The sequence below is a fragment of the Castellaniella sp. genome (genome assembly GCF_041675725.1).
In the GTDB taxonomy this organism is placed as follows: domain Bacteria; phylum Pseudomonadota; class Gammaproteobacteria; order Burkholderiales; family Burkholderiaceae_B; genus Castellaniella.
This window is the reverse complement of sequence record NZ_JBAYTI010000019.1, coordinates 1-15,755: the sequence shown is the minus strand read 5'-3', so window position 1 is coordinate 15,755 and position 15,755 is coordinate 1. Positions and strand designations below refer to the sequence as shown.

General features: G+C 62.7%; 14 protein-coding genes. 2 read left to right on the top strand and 12 right to left on the bottom strand.

All coding sequences use genetic code 11. The annotated features are described in order from the left end of the window. Window positions 1-96 precede the first annotated feature (96 nt). From WCZ84_RS05615 to WCZ84_RS05605, 3 genes are all read right to left on the bottom strand, one after another. Entirely contained in the window at window positions 97-1,146 is a 1,050-nt protein-coding gene (locus WCZ84_RS05615; RefSeq protein WP_372685280.1) for an ABC transporter substrate-binding protein, read from the bottom strand. 47 nt (window positions 1,147-1,193) lie between these two features. Next, window positions 1,194-1,808, bottom strand: a complete 615-nt coding sequence (locus WCZ84_RS05610; RefSeq protein WP_372685279.1) for a DUF1989 domain-containing protein — start codon at window positions 1,806-1,808, stop codon at window positions 1,194-1,196. Between the two features lie 120 nt (window positions 1,809-1,928). Continuing rightward, on the bottom strand, window positions 1,929-3,080 hold the full coding sequence (locus tag WCZ84_RS05605) for an alpha-hydroxy-acid oxidizing protein (protein ID WP_372685278.1): 1,152 nt from the start codon (window positions 3,078-3,080) through the stop codon (window positions 1,929-1,931). 271 nt (window positions 3,081-3,351) lie between these two features. Between WCZ84_RS05605 and WCZ84_RS05600 the strand changes: the two genes are divergently transcribed. After that, window positions 3,352-4,719 (top strand): acetyl-CoA hydrolase/transferase family protein, encoded by a 1,368-nt coding sequence (locus tag WCZ84_RS05600; protein WP_372685277.1) that lies wholly within the window; start codon window positions 3,352-3,354, stop codon window positions 4,717-4,719. A 60-nt stretch (window positions 4,720-4,779) separates the two neighbouring features. Here the strand turns inward: WCZ84_RS05600 and WCZ84_RS05595 are convergent, their stop codons facing one another. Both WCZ84_RS05595 and WCZ84_RS05590 read right to left on the bottom strand, forming a co-directional pair. Further along, window positions 4,780-5,589 (bottom strand): IclR family transcriptional regulator, encoded by an 810-nt coding sequence (locus WCZ84_RS05595; RefSeq protein WP_372685276.1) that lies wholly within the window; start codon window positions 5,587-5,589, stop codon window positions 4,780-4,782. Then, the gene (locus WCZ84_RS05590) at window positions 5,586-6,368 is read right to left on the bottom strand and encodes an IclR family transcriptional regulator (RefSeq protein ID WP_372685275.1); all 783 of its coding nucleotides are present in this window, start codon (window positions 6,366-6,368) and stop codon (window positions 5,586-5,588) included. Before WCZ84_RS05590 ends, WCZ84_RS05595 begins: the two co-directional genes overlap by 4 nt. Window positions 6,369-6,571: 203 nt before the next feature. Here WCZ84_RS05590 and WCZ84_RS05585 point away from each other — a divergent pair, with 203 nt between their 5' ends. Beyond that, window positions 6,572-8,542 carry an FAD-dependent oxidoreductase gene (locus WCZ84_RS05585; RefSeq protein ID WP_372685274.1) on the top strand — a complete coding sequence of 657 codons (1,971 nt, stop codon included), beginning with the start codon at window positions 6,572-6,574 and terminating at the stop codon, window positions 8,540-8,542. 62 nt (window positions 8,543-8,604) lie between these two features. Here the strand turns inward: WCZ84_RS05585 and WCZ84_RS05580 are convergent, their stop codons facing one another. The 7 genes from WCZ84_RS05580 to WCZ84_RS05550 all read right to left on the bottom strand — a co-directional run. Beyond that, window positions 8,605-9,795, bottom strand: coding sequence for a CaiB/BaiF CoA transferase family protein (locus tag WCZ84_RS05580; RefSeq protein WP_372685273.1), 1,191 nt, complete (start codon window positions 9,793-9,795; stop codon window positions 8,605-8,607). Continuing rightward, window positions 9,792-11,780: an AMP-binding protein gene (locus WCZ84_RS05575; protein ID WP_372685272.1), complete on the bottom strand. Its 1,989-nt coding sequence runs from the start codon at window positions 11,778-11,780 to the stop codon at window positions 9,792-9,794. Before WCZ84_RS05575 ends, WCZ84_RS05580 begins: the two co-directional genes overlap by 4 nt. Before the next feature lie 62 nt (window positions 11,781-11,842). Further along, entirely contained in the window at window positions 11,843-12,568 is a 726-nt protein-coding gene (locus WCZ84_RS05570; RefSeq protein ID WP_372685271.1) for an ABC transporter ATP-binding protein, read from the bottom strand. Further along, complete coding sequence (locus WCZ84_RS05565; protein WP_372685270.1) at window positions 12,558-13,316, bottom strand: ABC transporter ATP-binding protein; 759 nt, start codon at window positions 13,314-13,316, stop codon at window positions 12,558-12,560. The genes WCZ84_RS05570 and WCZ84_RS05565 overlap by 11 nt, the downstream gene beginning before the upstream one ends. Continuing rightward, window positions 13,313-14,257 (bottom strand): branched-chain amino acid ABC transporter permease, encoded by a 945-nt coding sequence (locus WCZ84_RS05560; RefSeq protein WP_372685269.1) that lies wholly within the window; start codon window positions 14,255-14,257, stop codon window positions 13,313-13,315. Before WCZ84_RS05560 ends, WCZ84_RS05565 begins: the two co-directional genes overlap by 4 nt. Then, a complete protein-coding gene (locus tag WCZ84_RS05555) occupies window positions 14,250-15,125 on the bottom strand; it encodes a branched-chain amino acid ABC transporter permease (RefSeq protein WP_372685268.1) in 876 nt (291 codons plus the stop codon). Before WCZ84_RS05555 ends, WCZ84_RS05560 begins: the two co-directional genes overlap by 8 nt. An 81-nt stretch (window positions 15,126-15,206) precedes the next feature. Further along, window positions 15,207-15,755: ABC transporter substrate-binding protein (locus WCZ84_RS05550; RefSeq protein ID WP_372685267.1), on the bottom strand; the 549-nt coding region annotated here is incomplete at its 5' end.

Genomic DNA, 15,755 nt, shown 5'->3' with positions numbered 1-15,755 from the left:
CCTATTGTTGCGCGGCTCGAAGTTGCGCAACAATAGGCCCGCAGCGCGGGCACCCTCTTTGAGCGGGTGCCCCGGGTGCAGCTACACGGCGGGTGCTCAGCGCGCTGCCCACGCCGTGAACCGCTGCTCCAGCTCTTCGCCGTGATCCAGCCAGAATGCGGCGTCCGTATAAAGGACGTTTTGGCTGTTCTTCGGCGACGTAGGCAGCACATTGGTGCGGCTGTCGTCCAGAAGATCCATGGTCTTCTTGTTGGTGGGCCCGTAAGTCACCCGTTTGGCCAGTTCGGCCTGGGCCTCTGGCGAGCTTGCGAATTGTACGAAATCAATGGCCAATTGCTTGTTCGATGAGCCCTTGGGGATGACCCAGTAATCGGTTTCGAAGATACCCTCGTTCCAGACGACGTCCAGCGGATAGCCTTCCTCTTTTGCAGCGTCTATTCTGCCGTTGTACGCCGATGACATGATCACGTCGTTCGATGCCAGCATTTGCACGGGTTGTGCACCGGCTTCCCACCATACGATGTGGTCTTTGATTTCATCGAGTTTTGCAAAGGCGCGGTCAACGCCCGCGGACGTCTCCAGCATGGGATACACGTCCTCTGGCGCGACGCCGTCCGCCATGAGCGCATATTCAAGGTTCCCCTGGGCGACCTTTCTGAGGGCGCGTTTCCCGGGTATGTCTTTGACGTTCCAGAAGTCGGCCCAGTTCTTTGGGCCATTGGGCAGGGCCTCTTTGTTGTAGGCCATGACGATCCCGACCACGTAGATGCCGACGCCGCATTCCATGACGGCGCCCGGAATGAAGTCATCCACGTTCAAGAGCTTGGACCAGTCGATCTTCTCGTAATAATCTTCCTCGCAGCCTTTTACCAAATATTGCGGCTCGGAATCAATCACGTCCCATACGACGTTGTTGGCCTGGACCATTGCCTTGATTTTTGCCTGTTCGCCGTTGTATGGGATGTTGACGATTTTGATGCCCGATTTTTGGGCGAACGGATCCATGAATGCTTCTTGCAGCGCTGCGCCTGTCGTGCCGCCGTAATTCACTACGGCAAGATCGCGGGCCTGGCTTCCAGGGCTGATGGCTAGGGAAGCAAATAACGTCGCCATTATAAATGGCATCTTGAGGCTTATTGGTTTCATGCGTCTCTCCTGTGTGTGCCAACGTACTCTATCGAATGCGCCATTTCCTAGATGATCGAATACCCGACCTCTGTAGGTCCGGCGCCAGCTCCATGGATGGGTATCAGGTCAAATGGGCAGCATGACAGAACAACGATTGCATCCAGTTCGGCACGCAGGATGATGTAATCGTCTTTTTTCAGCGTGGGTTCGCTCCAGTGGATTTTCCCCTCGGAATCGATGGGGAAATTCATCCACAGATTGAGGGGGCTGGGGCAATCTGGCACCGAGACGCCGATCTCGCGCAATGCGATGAACAGATTGTCCGTACAGTTCTCGTGGTAGCTGGTGCATCCGCCCTGGCTATACCTGTAGGTGTCGCACGCCGCAATCATCGTGTCGTGCCTCGATTGCGACGTATCCTCCTCCATGGTCAAGATCGGGCGTCTTTTGTTCGTGATGACTGGGTCGCCCTTCTCAAAGAAGTATTTTGCGTTTTTTGCCCGGGTGTGTTCCATGGACGAGAACTCGCATACATCGTTTGCGTTGAATGCCCAGGTGTCCACGACCTGGTGCCCATGGATGCTGATGATTTTCAGCGCCTGTCCCTTGGCCAGGCGTATCGCCTTGCCCATGCGCGCCGGAACGATATCCATATCATTTTTCTTGGTGCCTTTGTCCATGACTGATCTCCTTGATGAAGCTGATTCCATAGGCACGACGGCCCATGAAGTTAAAAATTCCACAAAAAATAGGTATATCCATCGATTATTCGCACAAGGCGCAGCCGATCCGCTAATCCGCTATCTTGACCGGTATATAAATTCCGGAGACAGCTCACTGATCGACGTGGCGCCCAGCAATGCAAGGTTCCTGTCTATTTCCTCCATCAATATTTCAATGGCTTTCATTACGCCGCGCTCACCGGCTACCGCGGCTGCATAGTTGAAAGGCCTGCCGACGAAAACGAAATCCGCCCCCAGGGCGATCGCCTTCAGCACGTCACTGCCGCGCCGGATGCCGCCATCCAGCATCAACCGTACGTCGCCCGACAGGGCCTTCTTTGCGCCAGGCAGGGCGTCCATGGGGGAGATGGCTCCATCCAGCTGCCGGCCTCCGTGGTTGGAAAGAATGACGCCATTGACGCCATGGGCACAGGCCTTGCTGACGTCCGCTTCGCTCAACAGGCCTTTTATGACCAGTTTCCCTTTCCATAGTTTCCTTACTTCGCGCAGGAGGTTCCAGTCGAACGTGGTGCGACCGGAAAAGTCGCGGGATATGGTTTTCGACAGGATGGGTGCACCGCGCGTCGCGTAGTTGTTTTCGAAGTGCGGAACGCCACTGGTCAAGAGGGTTCTCAGCCAGGTAGAAATCAGCCAGTTGGGGTGCGTGATGCCATCCCAGATCAGTTTTCCGCTGAGCTTGAGTGGCGTGGAAAAACCCGACCGGGCTTCATTTTCCCGGTTGCCGAAGACGGGAAAGTCGACCGTAACGACCAGAACTTCGTAGTTGGCATTTTCCACGCGCTCAATCAATGCCGCCATCTTTTCGTAGGTTTCCGGTACATACATTTGAAACCACGTGGAAGGTGCCACGTCGATGATTGATTCCAGTGGGATCAATGAAGACCCGCTGAGAATCATTGGTATGTTCATTGCTTTTGCGGATTTCGCCAGTGCCAGATCGCCCTGGTATGCCGTCAAGGATGCAATCCCCATCGGCGCAATGCCGAATGGCGCACTGTAGGGCTTTTCGAACAAATGCGTGTGCGATGAGCGTTGGCTGGTATCGTTCAGGCAGCGTGGAACGAAATAAAGGTCCTTGAACGACTCTGTATTGCGCCTTGATGATTGGCCGTCTTCAGCATGGCTATCTATGTAGGTAAAGATGACTTCGGGCAGCTTTCTCCGTGCTTTTTCTTCAAGATCTCTTAAGCAGAATATGTTTTTATTCATGGATGGGTCGGAACGGCGGGTGTAGTGTTTGACGAGGTCTACGCTTGAGCATGGGTCTAAAAAGTCATACAAATTGCCAAAAGAAGTCAGACAACTTATTTTTCAATTGTATGGCGCGGCTGTGAATACTGGTAAATACCAGTGTCTCTAGATCATGTTTGATCGTATAATCATCGGCTAAAAAATAATGAACTATTGTTCAGCGTTCTACCGACCGGGCAGCTTGGCAAGACCGGCGCTCAACCTCGGGCGGGCACAAGACGATCGGTGAATGGGGGTCATAGGGCATGCAACGGTCGGTTTGGGGGAAATCCTGGTCCTTGATTTTGTAGAGACGCCATCGAACGGCCGCTTCATCGGTGCGGCAGCGATCGATTGGGCACGGCATGTCCGTCCAGGGGATCTGGTCGTCTGTGGGCAGGCTGACGCGGCGCCGCACAGTTTGTTGCGTGCCTTGATGGCGCAGCGCCACGCGCTGCAGCGCACTCGCTTGTTTCTGGGCATCAACGAAGGCCTCGAAGATATCCTGAAGCCCGAATATGCCGATGCAATCGATTTTCTGGCGTATTGCGGTACGGGCTCGAATCGGGCGTTGTCCGAGGCGGGTGTGCTCGACGTCATTGCGCAGGATTACTCGACATTGCCCCATTTGTTGAACGGAGGCACCCTGGCGGCGGATGTCGTACTGTTGCGGGTGGCCCCGGCGGATGCCCACGGACGCCATAGCCTGGGGATGGCCCGCGAGTACCTGGTCCCGGCCCTGCAGAGTGCGCGCACCGTGTTGGCCGAGGTCGATCCGGCGGTCCCCTGGACGTTCGGCGGGCCGTACTTGTCGGCTTCCGACATCGACGTCCTGGTCGCCAGCGATGCCCCCTGGCAGGGCAGGGATGCCGCGCCGCCTGGCCCCGAGGCCGAAATGATCGGTCATCACGTGGCGGCTTTGGTAGAAGACGGCGCCACCCTGCAGACCGGGATCGGGGCGATACCCGACGCTGTCCTGGCGGCTTTGGAAAACCATCGGGACCTGGGCATGCATTCCGGCAGCCTGGGCGAGGGCCTGCTCGGGCTGGTCGAGTCCGGTGCGCTGACCAATCGGCTGAAAGGTGTGGATGTCGGCCTTACCATTGCTGGCATCCTGCTTGGTGGCCCGCGCCTGCGCCGTTTTGCGCACAAGAATCCGAGCCTGGAACTGCGCTCGACCACCTACACGCATGATCATCAGGTGCTCGCCGGCCTGAACCGGTTCACGGCCGTCAACTCGGCGATCGAGGTCGATGTCACCGGCCAGGTGAACTCCGAGGTCGCGCGCGGGCGCTATCTGGGTGCGTTGGGCGGCGTACAGGATTTCGTGCGCGGCGCGCTGGCAAGCAGGGGGGGCGTCCCCATCGTCGCGCTGCCCGCGATGGCCGGGGCGCATAGCCGGATCGTGGTCGCATTGTCGGGCCCGGTTACCGTGCCGCGCAATTGCGCGGGGGTATTTGTCACAGAGTATGGCGCCGCGGATCTCCGCGGGTTGACGCTGTCCCAGCGCATCGACAAGATGATTGGCATTGCCCACCCGGCACAGCGTGATCTGCTGGCCGAGCAGGTGGCGAGACAGCCTCCACTGGGTTGGAAGGCCCGGACACGGGCAGGCTGATTCGCGGGCCGGGCGCACCTGACTCTCAGGCAAGGCAGGCCGGGTTTTGGCCGGCCTGGTTTAGAGATCTTCGTCGAAATCGGCCAGCAGCGCCTCGAACTGCTGCGCCGATTCGCGCAGAACGGGCGCGATCAGGCGGCTCTCGGCGTGCAGGTCGGGTTGGATGCGCGCGCGTCCGCAGCTCATGCTCATCACGATGCGTTTGCGGCCCACCGTAACAGGCAGCGCGATCCCGTACGTATCACGCTGATAGCCAGACAGTACTGAGCAAATGCCGGTGCGAGCCAGTTCAGCGAAACTGCCGGCGATATCGCGCATCAGGGTTTCGCCGGCGGGCCCGGCGCGCTCGCGCAGGGTATCCAGCAGGACGTCCCGCTGGGCCTGTGGCAGGCCCCACAAATAGGCCCGGCCGATCGAGGTGGAGCCCAGCGGCAGCACGGACCCGACACCCAGGCGCAGAGTCCCCACGTTATGGCTGGCACGGTAGCCCACATACAGCATCTCAAGGTCATCGCGCACGCTGAGCGCCACTGACACGTCCAGGCGATCGGCCAGCGCCTGCAAGAAAGGCCCCGCCGTGCGCAGCAGACGGCTGCCCGAGAGATAGGCATGTCCGATGGCCGCAGGCGCCGGGCAGAGTTCGAACTGGCGCCCGCCCGGCACATGGCGGATGAAGCCCTGGGCAAGCAGTGTGGTGGTGAGGCGGGATACCGTGGATTTGGCCAGGCCAGTGCGCCGGACCAATTCGGCATTCGACAGCGGTGCGCGTTCTGAGCGGAAGGCCCGCAGGACCTGCATGCCGCGTTGTACGGTCAGTACGACAGAGCGATCCAGCTTGCAGGGGGCGTCAAGGGGGGGTGCCGAGTTCATGGGGCGACCCGGTCATGGATGGCCGCGATCATGGCCAGCAGCTGCGGGCCGACTTCGCGCTCGACGCGGGCCTTGGTCATCTGGTGGTTGGCGCCGATGCAGGTGATCACTTGCGGGGCGTGTTCCTCGACGAGCAACGGGGCCGCGACGGTGCCGATTTCGCTGTCCCATTCGCCCAGCGACGTGCAGAAACCCGTCCAACGCACCTGAGCGATGGCCTCGAGCGCCCGGCGGCGCAGCCGGGGCCATTCCCGTGGCATGCGGCGCTCGACGTTTTCCAGCAGGTAATAGCGCTCGAGTTCGGGCAGGGCGGCCAGCAAGGCCCAGCCGGCCGGAGAGGACGCGATGCTGAGGCGCGCGCCCACGTGCAGATTGAACGCCAGTGTGGATTCGAGTGCGCGGCAGGTTTCCAGCACGATCATGTCGAGTCGGTCGCGCGAGCTGAGGTTCACATGTACTTTCTGCCGCTGTGCAAATGCGCGCATATACGTCTGGGCCGTACGCTGAATTTCAGAGTTGACGGTCGCGCCGTAGCCCAGCGCCAGTGCGCTGGCCGTGAGCCGGTATTTGCGGGTATCGTCATTGCGTGCGAGGTAGCCCAGGACGACCAGGGTCTGCGCGATACGCGTGACCGTCGAAGGGGGCAGGTGGGTGCGTGACGTGAAATCACGATTGCCGAGCCATTTTTCGCCCGGGGAAAAGGCCGCCAACAAGGCCAGGGCCCGTGCGAAAGGCGTAACGATGGCGCGTGAAGGCGGGGACGGGGAACCAGTCTGCATGGAATCTTTGAAAAGGGTTGGGTTCAATGTTCCGTACGATGGAAATGCTAACGTGGGGATTATATCGCGATGATCCAATACCCTACGAATATAACCAGCTGATGTAGATTTCCATTGTACGGAATGAATCAAGCACGACCTTGACCCGTCAGACACCGCGCCCCAGCATGTTGGCATCGGCGGTCGCATGGGATGGGGGCAAAATGTACGCGCATGTTCTTTCTCCGATTCAGATCGGATCCGTCACGGTCCGCAACCGTATCGTCAGGACGGCGCACGCCACGCTGTTCTCGCGTGGTTACATCACCGATGACATCATCGCCTACCATCTCGCACGGGCCCGGGCGCAGGTCGGCCTGTCGATCATCGAGGGCGCATCGGTCCATCCTTCGTCGACGTTCGCGCTGAGCGTGCGCGATGACGAATCCATCCGGCACATGGCGCGTCTGGTCAAAGCCATCGAACCCACCGGCATGAAGCTGTTCCAGCAGCTGTGGCATGGGGGGCATACCGATCCGTCGGCCAGCGGCGGCCTGCCCTGGGCGGTCTCCACCTTGCCTGCACGCTATGCAGTCGCACCGCCGGTTGCCATGACCACGGACCAGGCGGCGGAACTGGTCGATGCATATGCCCAGGGCGCGCTGCGGGTTCAGGCGGCCGGCATGCAGGGTGTGGAAATTCTGGCTGGAAACGGGTATCTGTTCTCGCAATTTTTCTCTCCCGTCCTGAATCCGCGCACGGACCAGTACGGTGGCGAATTCGAGAATCGCATTCGCCTGCTGCTGGACGTTCTGCGCGCGATCCGCCATGCGACCGGGCCCGAGTTCGTCTTGGGCGTGCGGATTGGCGATAGCTCGGATCCCCGCATTCTCTCGGCCAAAGAGACCAACGCCATTGCCCGGCGGCTTGAACAGGAAGGCTTGGTCGACTTCGTCAACATCACCCATGGCGATTATTACTTCCACGTCGAACGCTATGCGGCCATGGACGAACCGGTGGGCTATCAGTTGCCCTACAGCGACGAGATCGGCCGCGGCCTGACGGTGCCGCGCATCATCGTGGGGCGCTACGGCACGCTGGATGATGCCGAACAGGCGCTCAAGGAAGGCCATGCGGATCTGGTGAACATGGTGCGCGCCATGATCGCCGACCCGCAACTGATCACCAAGACGCTGGCGGGCCGCGCCACCGAGGTCAAGCCTTGCATTGCCTGCAATCAGGGCTGTATTGGTGGCCTGTTCAGCAAGGGCCGCATGGGGTGCACCGTGAACCCGGCCGTGGGCTACGAAGCCACCCTGTCCGAGGATTTGATCCGCCCGGCGGTGACGCCGCGCCGCGTCGTCGTGGTGGGCGCAGGCGTGGCAGGCCTCGAAGCAGCCCGCATCGCGCGCCTGGGCGGCCACGAGGTCATTCTTCTGGAGGCGGCACCGCATCTGGGCGGCCTGGTCAGCCGGACGCGTCATGCGCCCAGGCTGCACGCGCTGGGGGATATGGCCGTGTGGCAGGAAAACGAAGTCTATCGGCTGGGGGTGGACGTGCGGCTTTCCTGCTACGCAGAGGCCGACGACGTGCTGGCGCTGTCCCCCGATGCCGTCATCGTCGCCACCGGGGCGCTCGCACCCGATCCCCGCGACATGACCCAGACGGCGGATCCGGCGGGCCGGGTAGCCATCGCGCCCGATGCGCGAGTCGTCGATTTCCTCGGGCTGATGAATGACAAGACCGGGGATTTTGGCCAAACGGCCCTGGTGTTCGATGATGTCGGGCACTACGAGGCCATCGCCTGCTGCGAACTGCTGATCGACCGGGGGGTACAGGTCACCTACCTGACGCGCCACCTGATGTTCGCGCCGGCCATGGAGACCACCGGACGGGCCCAGGCGGCACTGCGGCGGTTCCATGCCGCCCGCCAGCCTTTCCAGATGATCACCCAGGGGGCTTTGGTGGCGATCCGGCGCGGCGAGGCCGTGATCCGCCCATTGTTCGGGCAGGTCACACAGACGATTGCCGCGGATACCGTGGTGCCGGTGTGTTTTCGCCAACCCAACAATGCACTTTGGGCGGCCCTGCGAGGGCGCGTGAATCAGCTTCATCTGGTGGGGGATGCCTTGTCGCCGCGTGATATGCAGCCGGCGATCCAGGAAGGCCATCTGGCTGCGCGGTCAATTGAATGACCCCGGGTGCCGGAGGCGGCCGGGCCTGGCATCCGCTGGCTGGGTCTGGCATCCATTTTTGCTCATATGACTTTTCTGGCGCGCAGGCGGGCCACGTCCGCCGCCGTATAGCCGGCCTCCAGCAGGATCGCGTCGGTGTGCTCGCCGGCTTGGGGCGGGCGTTGGCTGATCGTGGGGGGCGTTCGCGACATCGACAGCGGCGGCACGACGATAGGCACGCCTTCCGGGGCGCCCGGGTAAGGCATCTGTTGGAAGGCGCCTGATTCGCGCACGATGGGGTCGTCCAGGGTCTGGCGCGGAGAGTGCACGGGGCCGGCTGGAATACGGGCCTGCTCGAGCGCTTCGAGGGCGTCGGCTTGCGTGCGGCTGGCACACCAGTCCTGCATGATTTGGCTCAGGACGTCACCGTGTTCACCCCGGGCGGCATCCCCCTGGAAACGCGGGTCGTCCAGCAGCGCCTGCTGGCCGGTCAGCCGCACCCAGCGGTGGAACAACCCATCGCCCACGACCTGCACGATGATCCAGCCATCGCGGGTCCGGTAGATATCGGAAGGGCCGTAGTTCGGGCTGCGGTTGCAGCTGGCCGTGCGGTTCAGGCGCAGCAGGGCTTCCTCGATCAACAGGCCGCTGGACAGATTCAGGGCCGTATGCAGCAGCGAACTGGTGACTTCCTGCCCGCGTCCGCTCGAGCGCCGTTCATAGAGCGCCATGACCGTACCCAGCGCGCAGGACAACGCCGTCGCGAAATCCACCACGGGTACCATGGCTTTGGCCGGGTGCTCGGGCGTGCCCGCCATGCGGACGGCGCCGCTGATGGATTGGCCCACACCATCGAACCCGACGCGGTCGCGGACGGCTTCATGCGTACCGAAGGCACTGGACGCGGTCAAGATGATGTCGGGCTTGATCCGGCAAAGGCTGGCGTAGTCCAGGCCCAGGCGCGCCATGGTGCGCGGCGGCATGTTGGCGACGACCACGTCGGCACCCTGCAGCAGCCGGTGCAGGATCTCGCGGCCGTCATTGGATTCCAGATCCAGTGTGATGGAACGCTTGTTGCGATTGACTTGCAAGAAGAGGGCCCCTTCGCCGTCGCTGGTCACGGGCATGATGAAGCGGTCTTCGCTGCCGCCGAGGCGGTCGATGCGGATCACGTCGGCGCCGAAGTCGGCGAGCAGCGCAGCGCAGAAGGGCCCGGCGATGAAGCGGCCAAAATCGAGTACTTTCACACCCGCCAGTACTTTGTCGTTGGTCAATTGACGGGCCCCTCATGAACGGCGATCTGCCGAATGGCATCCACGCAGGCCGGATTGTCGAGCGAGGAGAGATCGCCCGGCGGCAGGCCGCTGTAGGCGCTGCGGATGACGCGCCGCATGATCTTGGAGCTCCGGGTCTTGGGCAGCTGCATGACCCGATGTACCGCCGCGGGCCGGAATGCACGGCCCAGGTGCCTGCCCAGGTGCTGCGTGATCTGTTCGGCAAGGCGGGCGTCATCCATGGCCAGATCCGGTGTGCCCACCACGAAGACGACCAGTTTCTGGCCTTTCTGGGGATCCGAGACCCCGATGGCCGCCGCCTCTGCAACTGCTGGCAATTCCATCACCAGCGCCTCGACTTCGGCTGGCCCAAGGCGCTTGCCTGCGATCTTGAGGGTGTCGTCGGAGCGGCCCATCATAAAAAAATGACCGTCGGCGCGGCGCAAGGTCAGGTCGCCATGCACCCAGATCCCCGGGAGGGTGCGCCAGTACGTAGCCAGGTAGCGTTCGTCGTCCTGCCAGAACGAAGCCGTCATGCCGACGAAAGGCTGGCGTACCACAAGTTCGCCCACCGCGTCTGTCACAGGGTGCCCCTCCGGGTCGACGACGTCGACATCGATCCCCGGCGAAACCGTATTGAAAGCGCCCGCGGGGATGGGGCGCAGGACGACGCTCGCCAGCAGGGCGCCGGAGACCTCGGTGCCACCCGTGTAATTGATGACGGGCTGCGTGCCGCGCCCGAAGGTGCGCTGGAACCAGGAAAAATGTTCGGGATCGATCCCTTCGCCTGCCGTGATCAAGATGCGCAGCGAGCTGACGTCCCCCGACAGCGCCTGGTTCTGGTGCGCCGCCTTGCCCCGGATCAGGGTGGGCGCCGATCCATAATGGGTGATGCGGTGCCGCTCGATCAACCGCGACATGCGCGACCAGTCTGGGTAGTCGGGCGCGCCGTCGTAGCATACGAGCGTCGCGCCGCGCAGCAGCGCGCTGCACATCACCAGCGAGCCGGCAATCCAGCCCATGTCGGCGGGCCAGCTGAACACATCGCCTGGGTGCACGTCGAAATGCACCAGTGCGTCGTGGGCGATCTTCAGGGGAAAGCCGCCATGGGTATGCACCACCCCCTTGGGCGTGCCCGTTGTTCCAGACGTGTAGATCAGCAGAAAAGGATCGTTGGGGTCCAGCACCACGGGGCGGGTCAGGGGGCCGGCCGCCTGCGAGGCCAAGGTGTGCCAGCTGAGCTCGCGCCGGGCGGGATGGGTCGCCAGGCGGCTGCGCGTGCCCGTATGCGGCGTGTCGGTCCCTTGTTTCCAGATGACGGTTTTGAGCAGGGGCAGCCCGTCCCAGGCTTCACGGAACGTCGCCTCCACGTCTACCCAGCGTCCGCGGCGCTGAAAGCCAGTCGTCACCAGGGCCCAGGTGGCTTGTGCCGCCGACAGACGCGCGCTGATTGCTTCGACCCCGAAACCGCTGAACAGGGGGACGGCGATGGCGCCCAGGGCGGCCACCGCCATCAGTGAGACACTGGCCTGGATGCCGTTTTCCATCAACAGGCCAACGCGGTCCTCTTGCTGTACGCCTTGTGCTGCCAGGGCGCCCGCCAGCGTGCGCACCTGCAGGTCCAGCTCGTGGAAAGTGAGGGTCTCGATCTGGCCGTCTTCGTGTTCGGCCACGATGGCAGGCCGATTCTGCGTGCCGGGCTTGCGCGCCCAGGCGAGGACCGTGTCGACCCAGTTCAGCCGCCCGCCTGGAAACCATCGTGGAAATTCGCGCCCGCGGCTGAGATCGACATAGGCGGTGGGGGGCGTGTCCCAGACGATCGCGCATTCACGTGATACCACGTCCCAGTATCGCGGGCTATCGGTGCTGGACAGGGCCAGCAGTGCGTCGTAATCCGCTACCCCCAGCGCCTGAATCAGATGAGCCACCCCGGAGTCCCGCCATTGGGCAGGATCGGGATGCCAGGTTTGCGTCGTGGTTGTCATGATTGCCTCGCAGAATGTGACTGAAAAGACTCGCTGCTGCGCTGTGGCCCCGGGGCGGCCATTCACAAACCCATGTAGGCACGGCGCACCTCGTCGTCGCTGGCCAGCGCCTTGGCCGGACCCTGCGCAACCACGACGCCGTTTTCCAGGACATAGCCGATATCGGCGACGTCCAGGGCCACCTCGGCATTCTGCTCGACCAGCAGCACATCGACGCCGTCGTGACTGATCTCACGGATGACGCGCGCGATGTCGGCCACCAGTGCCGGCGCCAGGCCGATCGTCGGCTCGTCCAGCAGCAGGACGCGCGGCTGCGCCATCAGGGCCCTGGCCACCGCCACCATTTGCTGTTGGCCGCCGCTGAGCGAGTGGGCCGGTACGTCCAGTTTGGCCTCGAGGTCCGGGAATAAGCCGAGGCAGCGGTCCATGCTGCGGCGGATCACCGTTCTGTCTGGGCAAAGGTAGGCGCCCATCTCGAAGTTTTCGCGTACGGTCATCGTGCCAAAGAGCCGGCGCCCCTCGGGGACCAGCACCAGGCCGCGCGACACCAGCGCATCGGGGGGCAGGCCGCCGACCGGTTCGCCGAAGAGACAGATGGCGTCCCGTGGAGCTTCGAGCAGGCCGCTCGCGCATTTCAGCACGGTCGACTTGCCGGCGCCGTTGGCCCCGATCAGCGTGACGATCTGCCCGTGAGGCACCTGGATGTCGACGCCCAGCAAGGCGGGTACGGTGCCATACGAAATATGCAGGTCGATGATTTGCAGCGTCGCGGTGTCGTCAGTCGACATGGGCGCCTCCGAGATAAGCCGACAGCACCTGCGGGTCGGTCCGTACTTCTTCGGGTGTCCCCGTGGCCAGCAGTTTGCCGTAGTGCAGTACGTACAGGCGGTCGCAGACCTGCATGACGGCCTTCATGTTGTGTTCGACCAGCAGGATGGACGTGTTGAACTGGTTGCGGATGTGGCGAAAGATATCCAGCACGGCGGCCACTTCAGTTTGATTCAGGCCGGTCAGGGGCTCGTCGAGGCACAGCAGGCGAGGCTGCGGCGCGAAGGCGATCGCGATCCCCAGCAGGCGCTGCAGGCCGTGTGACAAGCCGCCGGCTACTTCGTCAAGCACGCCCGTCAGGCCCAGCAGCTCGGCCATTTCATGCACACGCGCCATGCGTTGCGGGTGGCGGCTGCCCCGCATGCCGCCAATGGCGCCCACCAGAATGTTGTCGCGGACCGTCATGGTCGGCATCAGGCTGCCATGCTGGAAGGTGCGTACCAGGCCCCGGCGGCTGATGTATTCTGGCGACCGCCCCGTTGCATCGTGGCCATCGATGAACAAGCGCCCCGATGTGGGCTTGACGAAGCCGCTGAGCAGGTTGAAGGTGGTGCTTTTGCCAGCCCCGTTGGGGCCGATCAGCCCCAGGATTTCACGCTCGCGGATTTCCATCGTCATGTCGGCGACGGCCAGCAAGCCGCCGTATCGCTTCGACAGGCCTTGGGCGACCAAGCGGGGGTTTTGCGATGTCGCGGGTCGGGCTTTCATCTCGCCTCCCTTGGGCTGGTGGCCAATGCCCGGGCACGGCGGGCCTTCCAGAGACCCGGCAGGCTGATCAGGCCCGATGGCAGGAACAGGATGCACAGCACCAGAGCCGCGCCGTAAAAGACTTGTTCAATGCCGCCAAAGCCTTGCGCGAAACTGGCCAGCAGGACCATGATCACGGCACCCAGCACCGGGCCGGCCGGGTGATGTTCGCCGCCGACTTTCACGTAGGCGAGAACGAATGTGGACAGCAGAAAGGTGAAATCCAGCGGGCTGATGACGTTGTTCGTGAATGCCTGCAGGGAACCCGCCACGCCGGCGATGGCCGAGGCGATGCAGAAGCACAGCACCTTCACCCAGTGTACCCGGATACCCACGGATCGCACGACGTCCTCGTTGTCCCGGATGGCGATGAAGATGCGGCCCAGATCGGATCGTTCAATGAGGATCATGACCAGGATCATGGCGCCGGTGAGCAGCACCACGAACGCCGGGAAATGATCGGTCAGGGCGTCGGGCGGGAACATCCCCACCATGCCCGAGTTGCCGCCCACCCATTCGATGCGTGTATACAGGATGCGCAAGGCCTCTGCAAAGGCAAAACCGATCAGCAGAAAATAAGGCCCTTTGATGCGCAGCGTGATGAAGCCGAATACGGCGCTGACCACCAGCGCGACCAGCCCGCTGCAGATCAGCGACAGCCAGAACGGCAGGTCCCAGTGGTTGGTCATCACGCCGCTGGTGTAGGCGCCCAAGCCGACGAACGCCGCGATCGCGAAGTTCAGCTCGCCGATCAGCAGCACGAACCGCAGGCTGCTGGCCAGCACGGCCGCAATCGCTATCCAGATCAGCAGGTTGCCTGCGTAGGTGGACGGGACGAGCAGGCTGGCGAGGCTGACGACCGCCAGCGTGGCCAGCCCCTGGTACAGAAATCGATTAGTCATGTCCTAGCAATCCCTTGGGCCAAACGAGTAGAAAGACCATTACCAAGACGAAGATCGACAGGCTGGCGACCGATGGATCCAGGTAAAACCCAATGAAACTTTCGATGAAGGCAATGAAGAGGCTGCCGACGATGGCACCTGGCACGCTGCCCATGCCGCCGATGATGACGGCAATGAACCCCTTGATCAGATAGGAGTCTCCGAGGGTGGGCGTAACTGCGGCGACGGGGGCCACCAGCGCTCCGGCCACCGCGCCGACCGCCGTGGCCAGCACGAAACCCAGAAAGCCGATGCGCCGATAGGGGATGCCCTGCAGCATGGCGGCCTCGTGGTCGATCGACATTGCACGGAGCGCCTTGCCGAAGCGGGTCGTTCCGAGGCCGTACATGAGCACGAGCGTGAGAAACAGGGCAACGGCGCAGAGCACGAGACGCTGCCCGGCAATACTGATGCCGAGGATTTCCAGGTTGCCCTGGACCAGCGGCGGCACCGGATGCACGCCGCCGCCGAAAATCCGCAGCATGATGCCTTCGCCGACCAGAATCAGGCCGACTGACAGAATGAAGGATCCGATCAGATCCCGTTCGACCCGCTTGAATCCGATTTCGTAGATGATGGCCCCTGCGGCAGAAGTCAACACCACGGCGAGCAGGCAGGCGAGGGTGTAGGCAATCCAGACGGGCAGGCCCTGGGCGGCCAGCCAGGGAACGGACAGCGCCGTGAGCAAAGCCGCCAGCGTGAAAAACAGGCCGTGGGCAAAGTTGACGATGCGCAGTACGCCAAAGATCAGGGTGAGGCCCAAAGAAAACAGGATATAGACCGCCCCGATCTGCAGCGCCGTCAGCGAGAGTTGAAAAAAATTCTGCACGAGTATGCCTGTTTGAGAGAAGGGTTGCGCCCGACGGGCCCGTGCGCCCGGAAGCAGCGCACGGGCAGGCCGTATCGAGGGCTAGCGCAGGTCTTTGGGGGTGATGCGCGTCAGTTCCACCAGTTTGCCGTCGCGCAGCTGAGTGACGATGACGGGCAACAGCATCTGCTGCGGCGACCCGTAGATATCCGTGCCGCCGAAGCCCGATTCGCCATAGAACGACGGGAAGCGCACAGTGGGCATCACCTTGGCGACCTCGCGGGGGTCGAGGCTTTGTGCTTTTTCGATGGCCGCCTTGATTGCATATACGCCATCATACGCGCCGATTTGCACGGCATTGATCGTGTCGCCGGTAGCCTTGCGCACCCCGGCATCCAGGGCCCGCTGGTGGTCCGTGCCATTGGGGCCGTCCAGTGTCATCGCGGCACCCAGGTAAGCGCCTTCGACGGCGTCACCCCCGGTGGCGATCAGGCCTTCGGCGCCGGTGCCCACCTGGATCACTTTGACGCCATCCCATCCCAGGCCGCCCAGCTCTTTGAAGACCAGGCCCGCATCGGCTGGCGGGGTGGCGCCCAGGTCGATGGCATCGGGCTTGAGGGCGCTCAGTTTGGCTGCGACAGGCTGAAATTC

Excerpts from the sequence above, each read along its gene's own strand:
- WCZ84_RS05615 (WP_372685280.1), bottom strand. The coding sequence starts at position 1,146 with ATGAAACCAATAAGCCTCAAGATGCCATTTATAATGGCGACGTTATTT.
- WCZ84_RS05610 (WP_372685279.1), bottom strand. The coding sequence starts at position 1,808 with ATGGACAAAGGCACCAAGAAAAATGATATGGATATCGTTCCGGCGCGC.
- WCZ84_RS05605 (WP_372685278.1), bottom strand. The coding sequence starts at position 3,080 with ATGAATAAAAACATATTCTGCTTAAGAGATCTTGAAGAAAAAGCACGG.
- WCZ84_RS05600 (WP_372685277.1), top strand. The coding sequence starts at position 3,352 with ATGGGGGTCATAGGGCATGCAACGGTCGGTTTGGGGGAAATCCTGGTC.
- WCZ84_RS05595 (WP_372685276.1), bottom strand. The coding sequence starts at position 5,589 with ATGAACTCGGCACCCCCCCTTGACGCCCCCTGCAAGCTGGATCGCTCT.
- WCZ84_RS05590 (WP_372685275.1), bottom strand. The coding sequence starts at position 6,368 with ATGCAGACTGGTTCCCCGTCCCCGCCTTCACGCGCCATCGTTACGCCT.
- WCZ84_RS05585 (WP_372685274.1), top strand. The coding sequence starts at position 6,572 with ATGTACGCGCATGTTCTTTCTCCGATTCAGATCGGATCCGTCACGGTC.
- WCZ84_RS05575 (WP_372685272.1), bottom strand. The coding sequence starts at position 11,780 with ATGACAACCACGACGCAAACCTGGCATCCCGATCCTGCCCAATGGCGG.
- WCZ84_RS05570 (WP_372685271.1), bottom strand. The coding sequence starts at position 12,568 with ATGTCGACTGACGACACCGCGACGCTGCAAATCATCGACCTGCATATT.
- WCZ84_RS05565 (WP_372685270.1), bottom strand. The coding sequence starts at position 13,316 with ATGAAAGCCCGACCCGCGACATCGCAAAACCCCCGCTTGGTCGCCCAA.
- WCZ84_RS05560 (WP_372685269.1), bottom strand. The coding sequence starts at position 14,257 with ATGACTAATCGATTTCTGTACCAGGGGCTGGCCACGCTGGCGGTCGTC.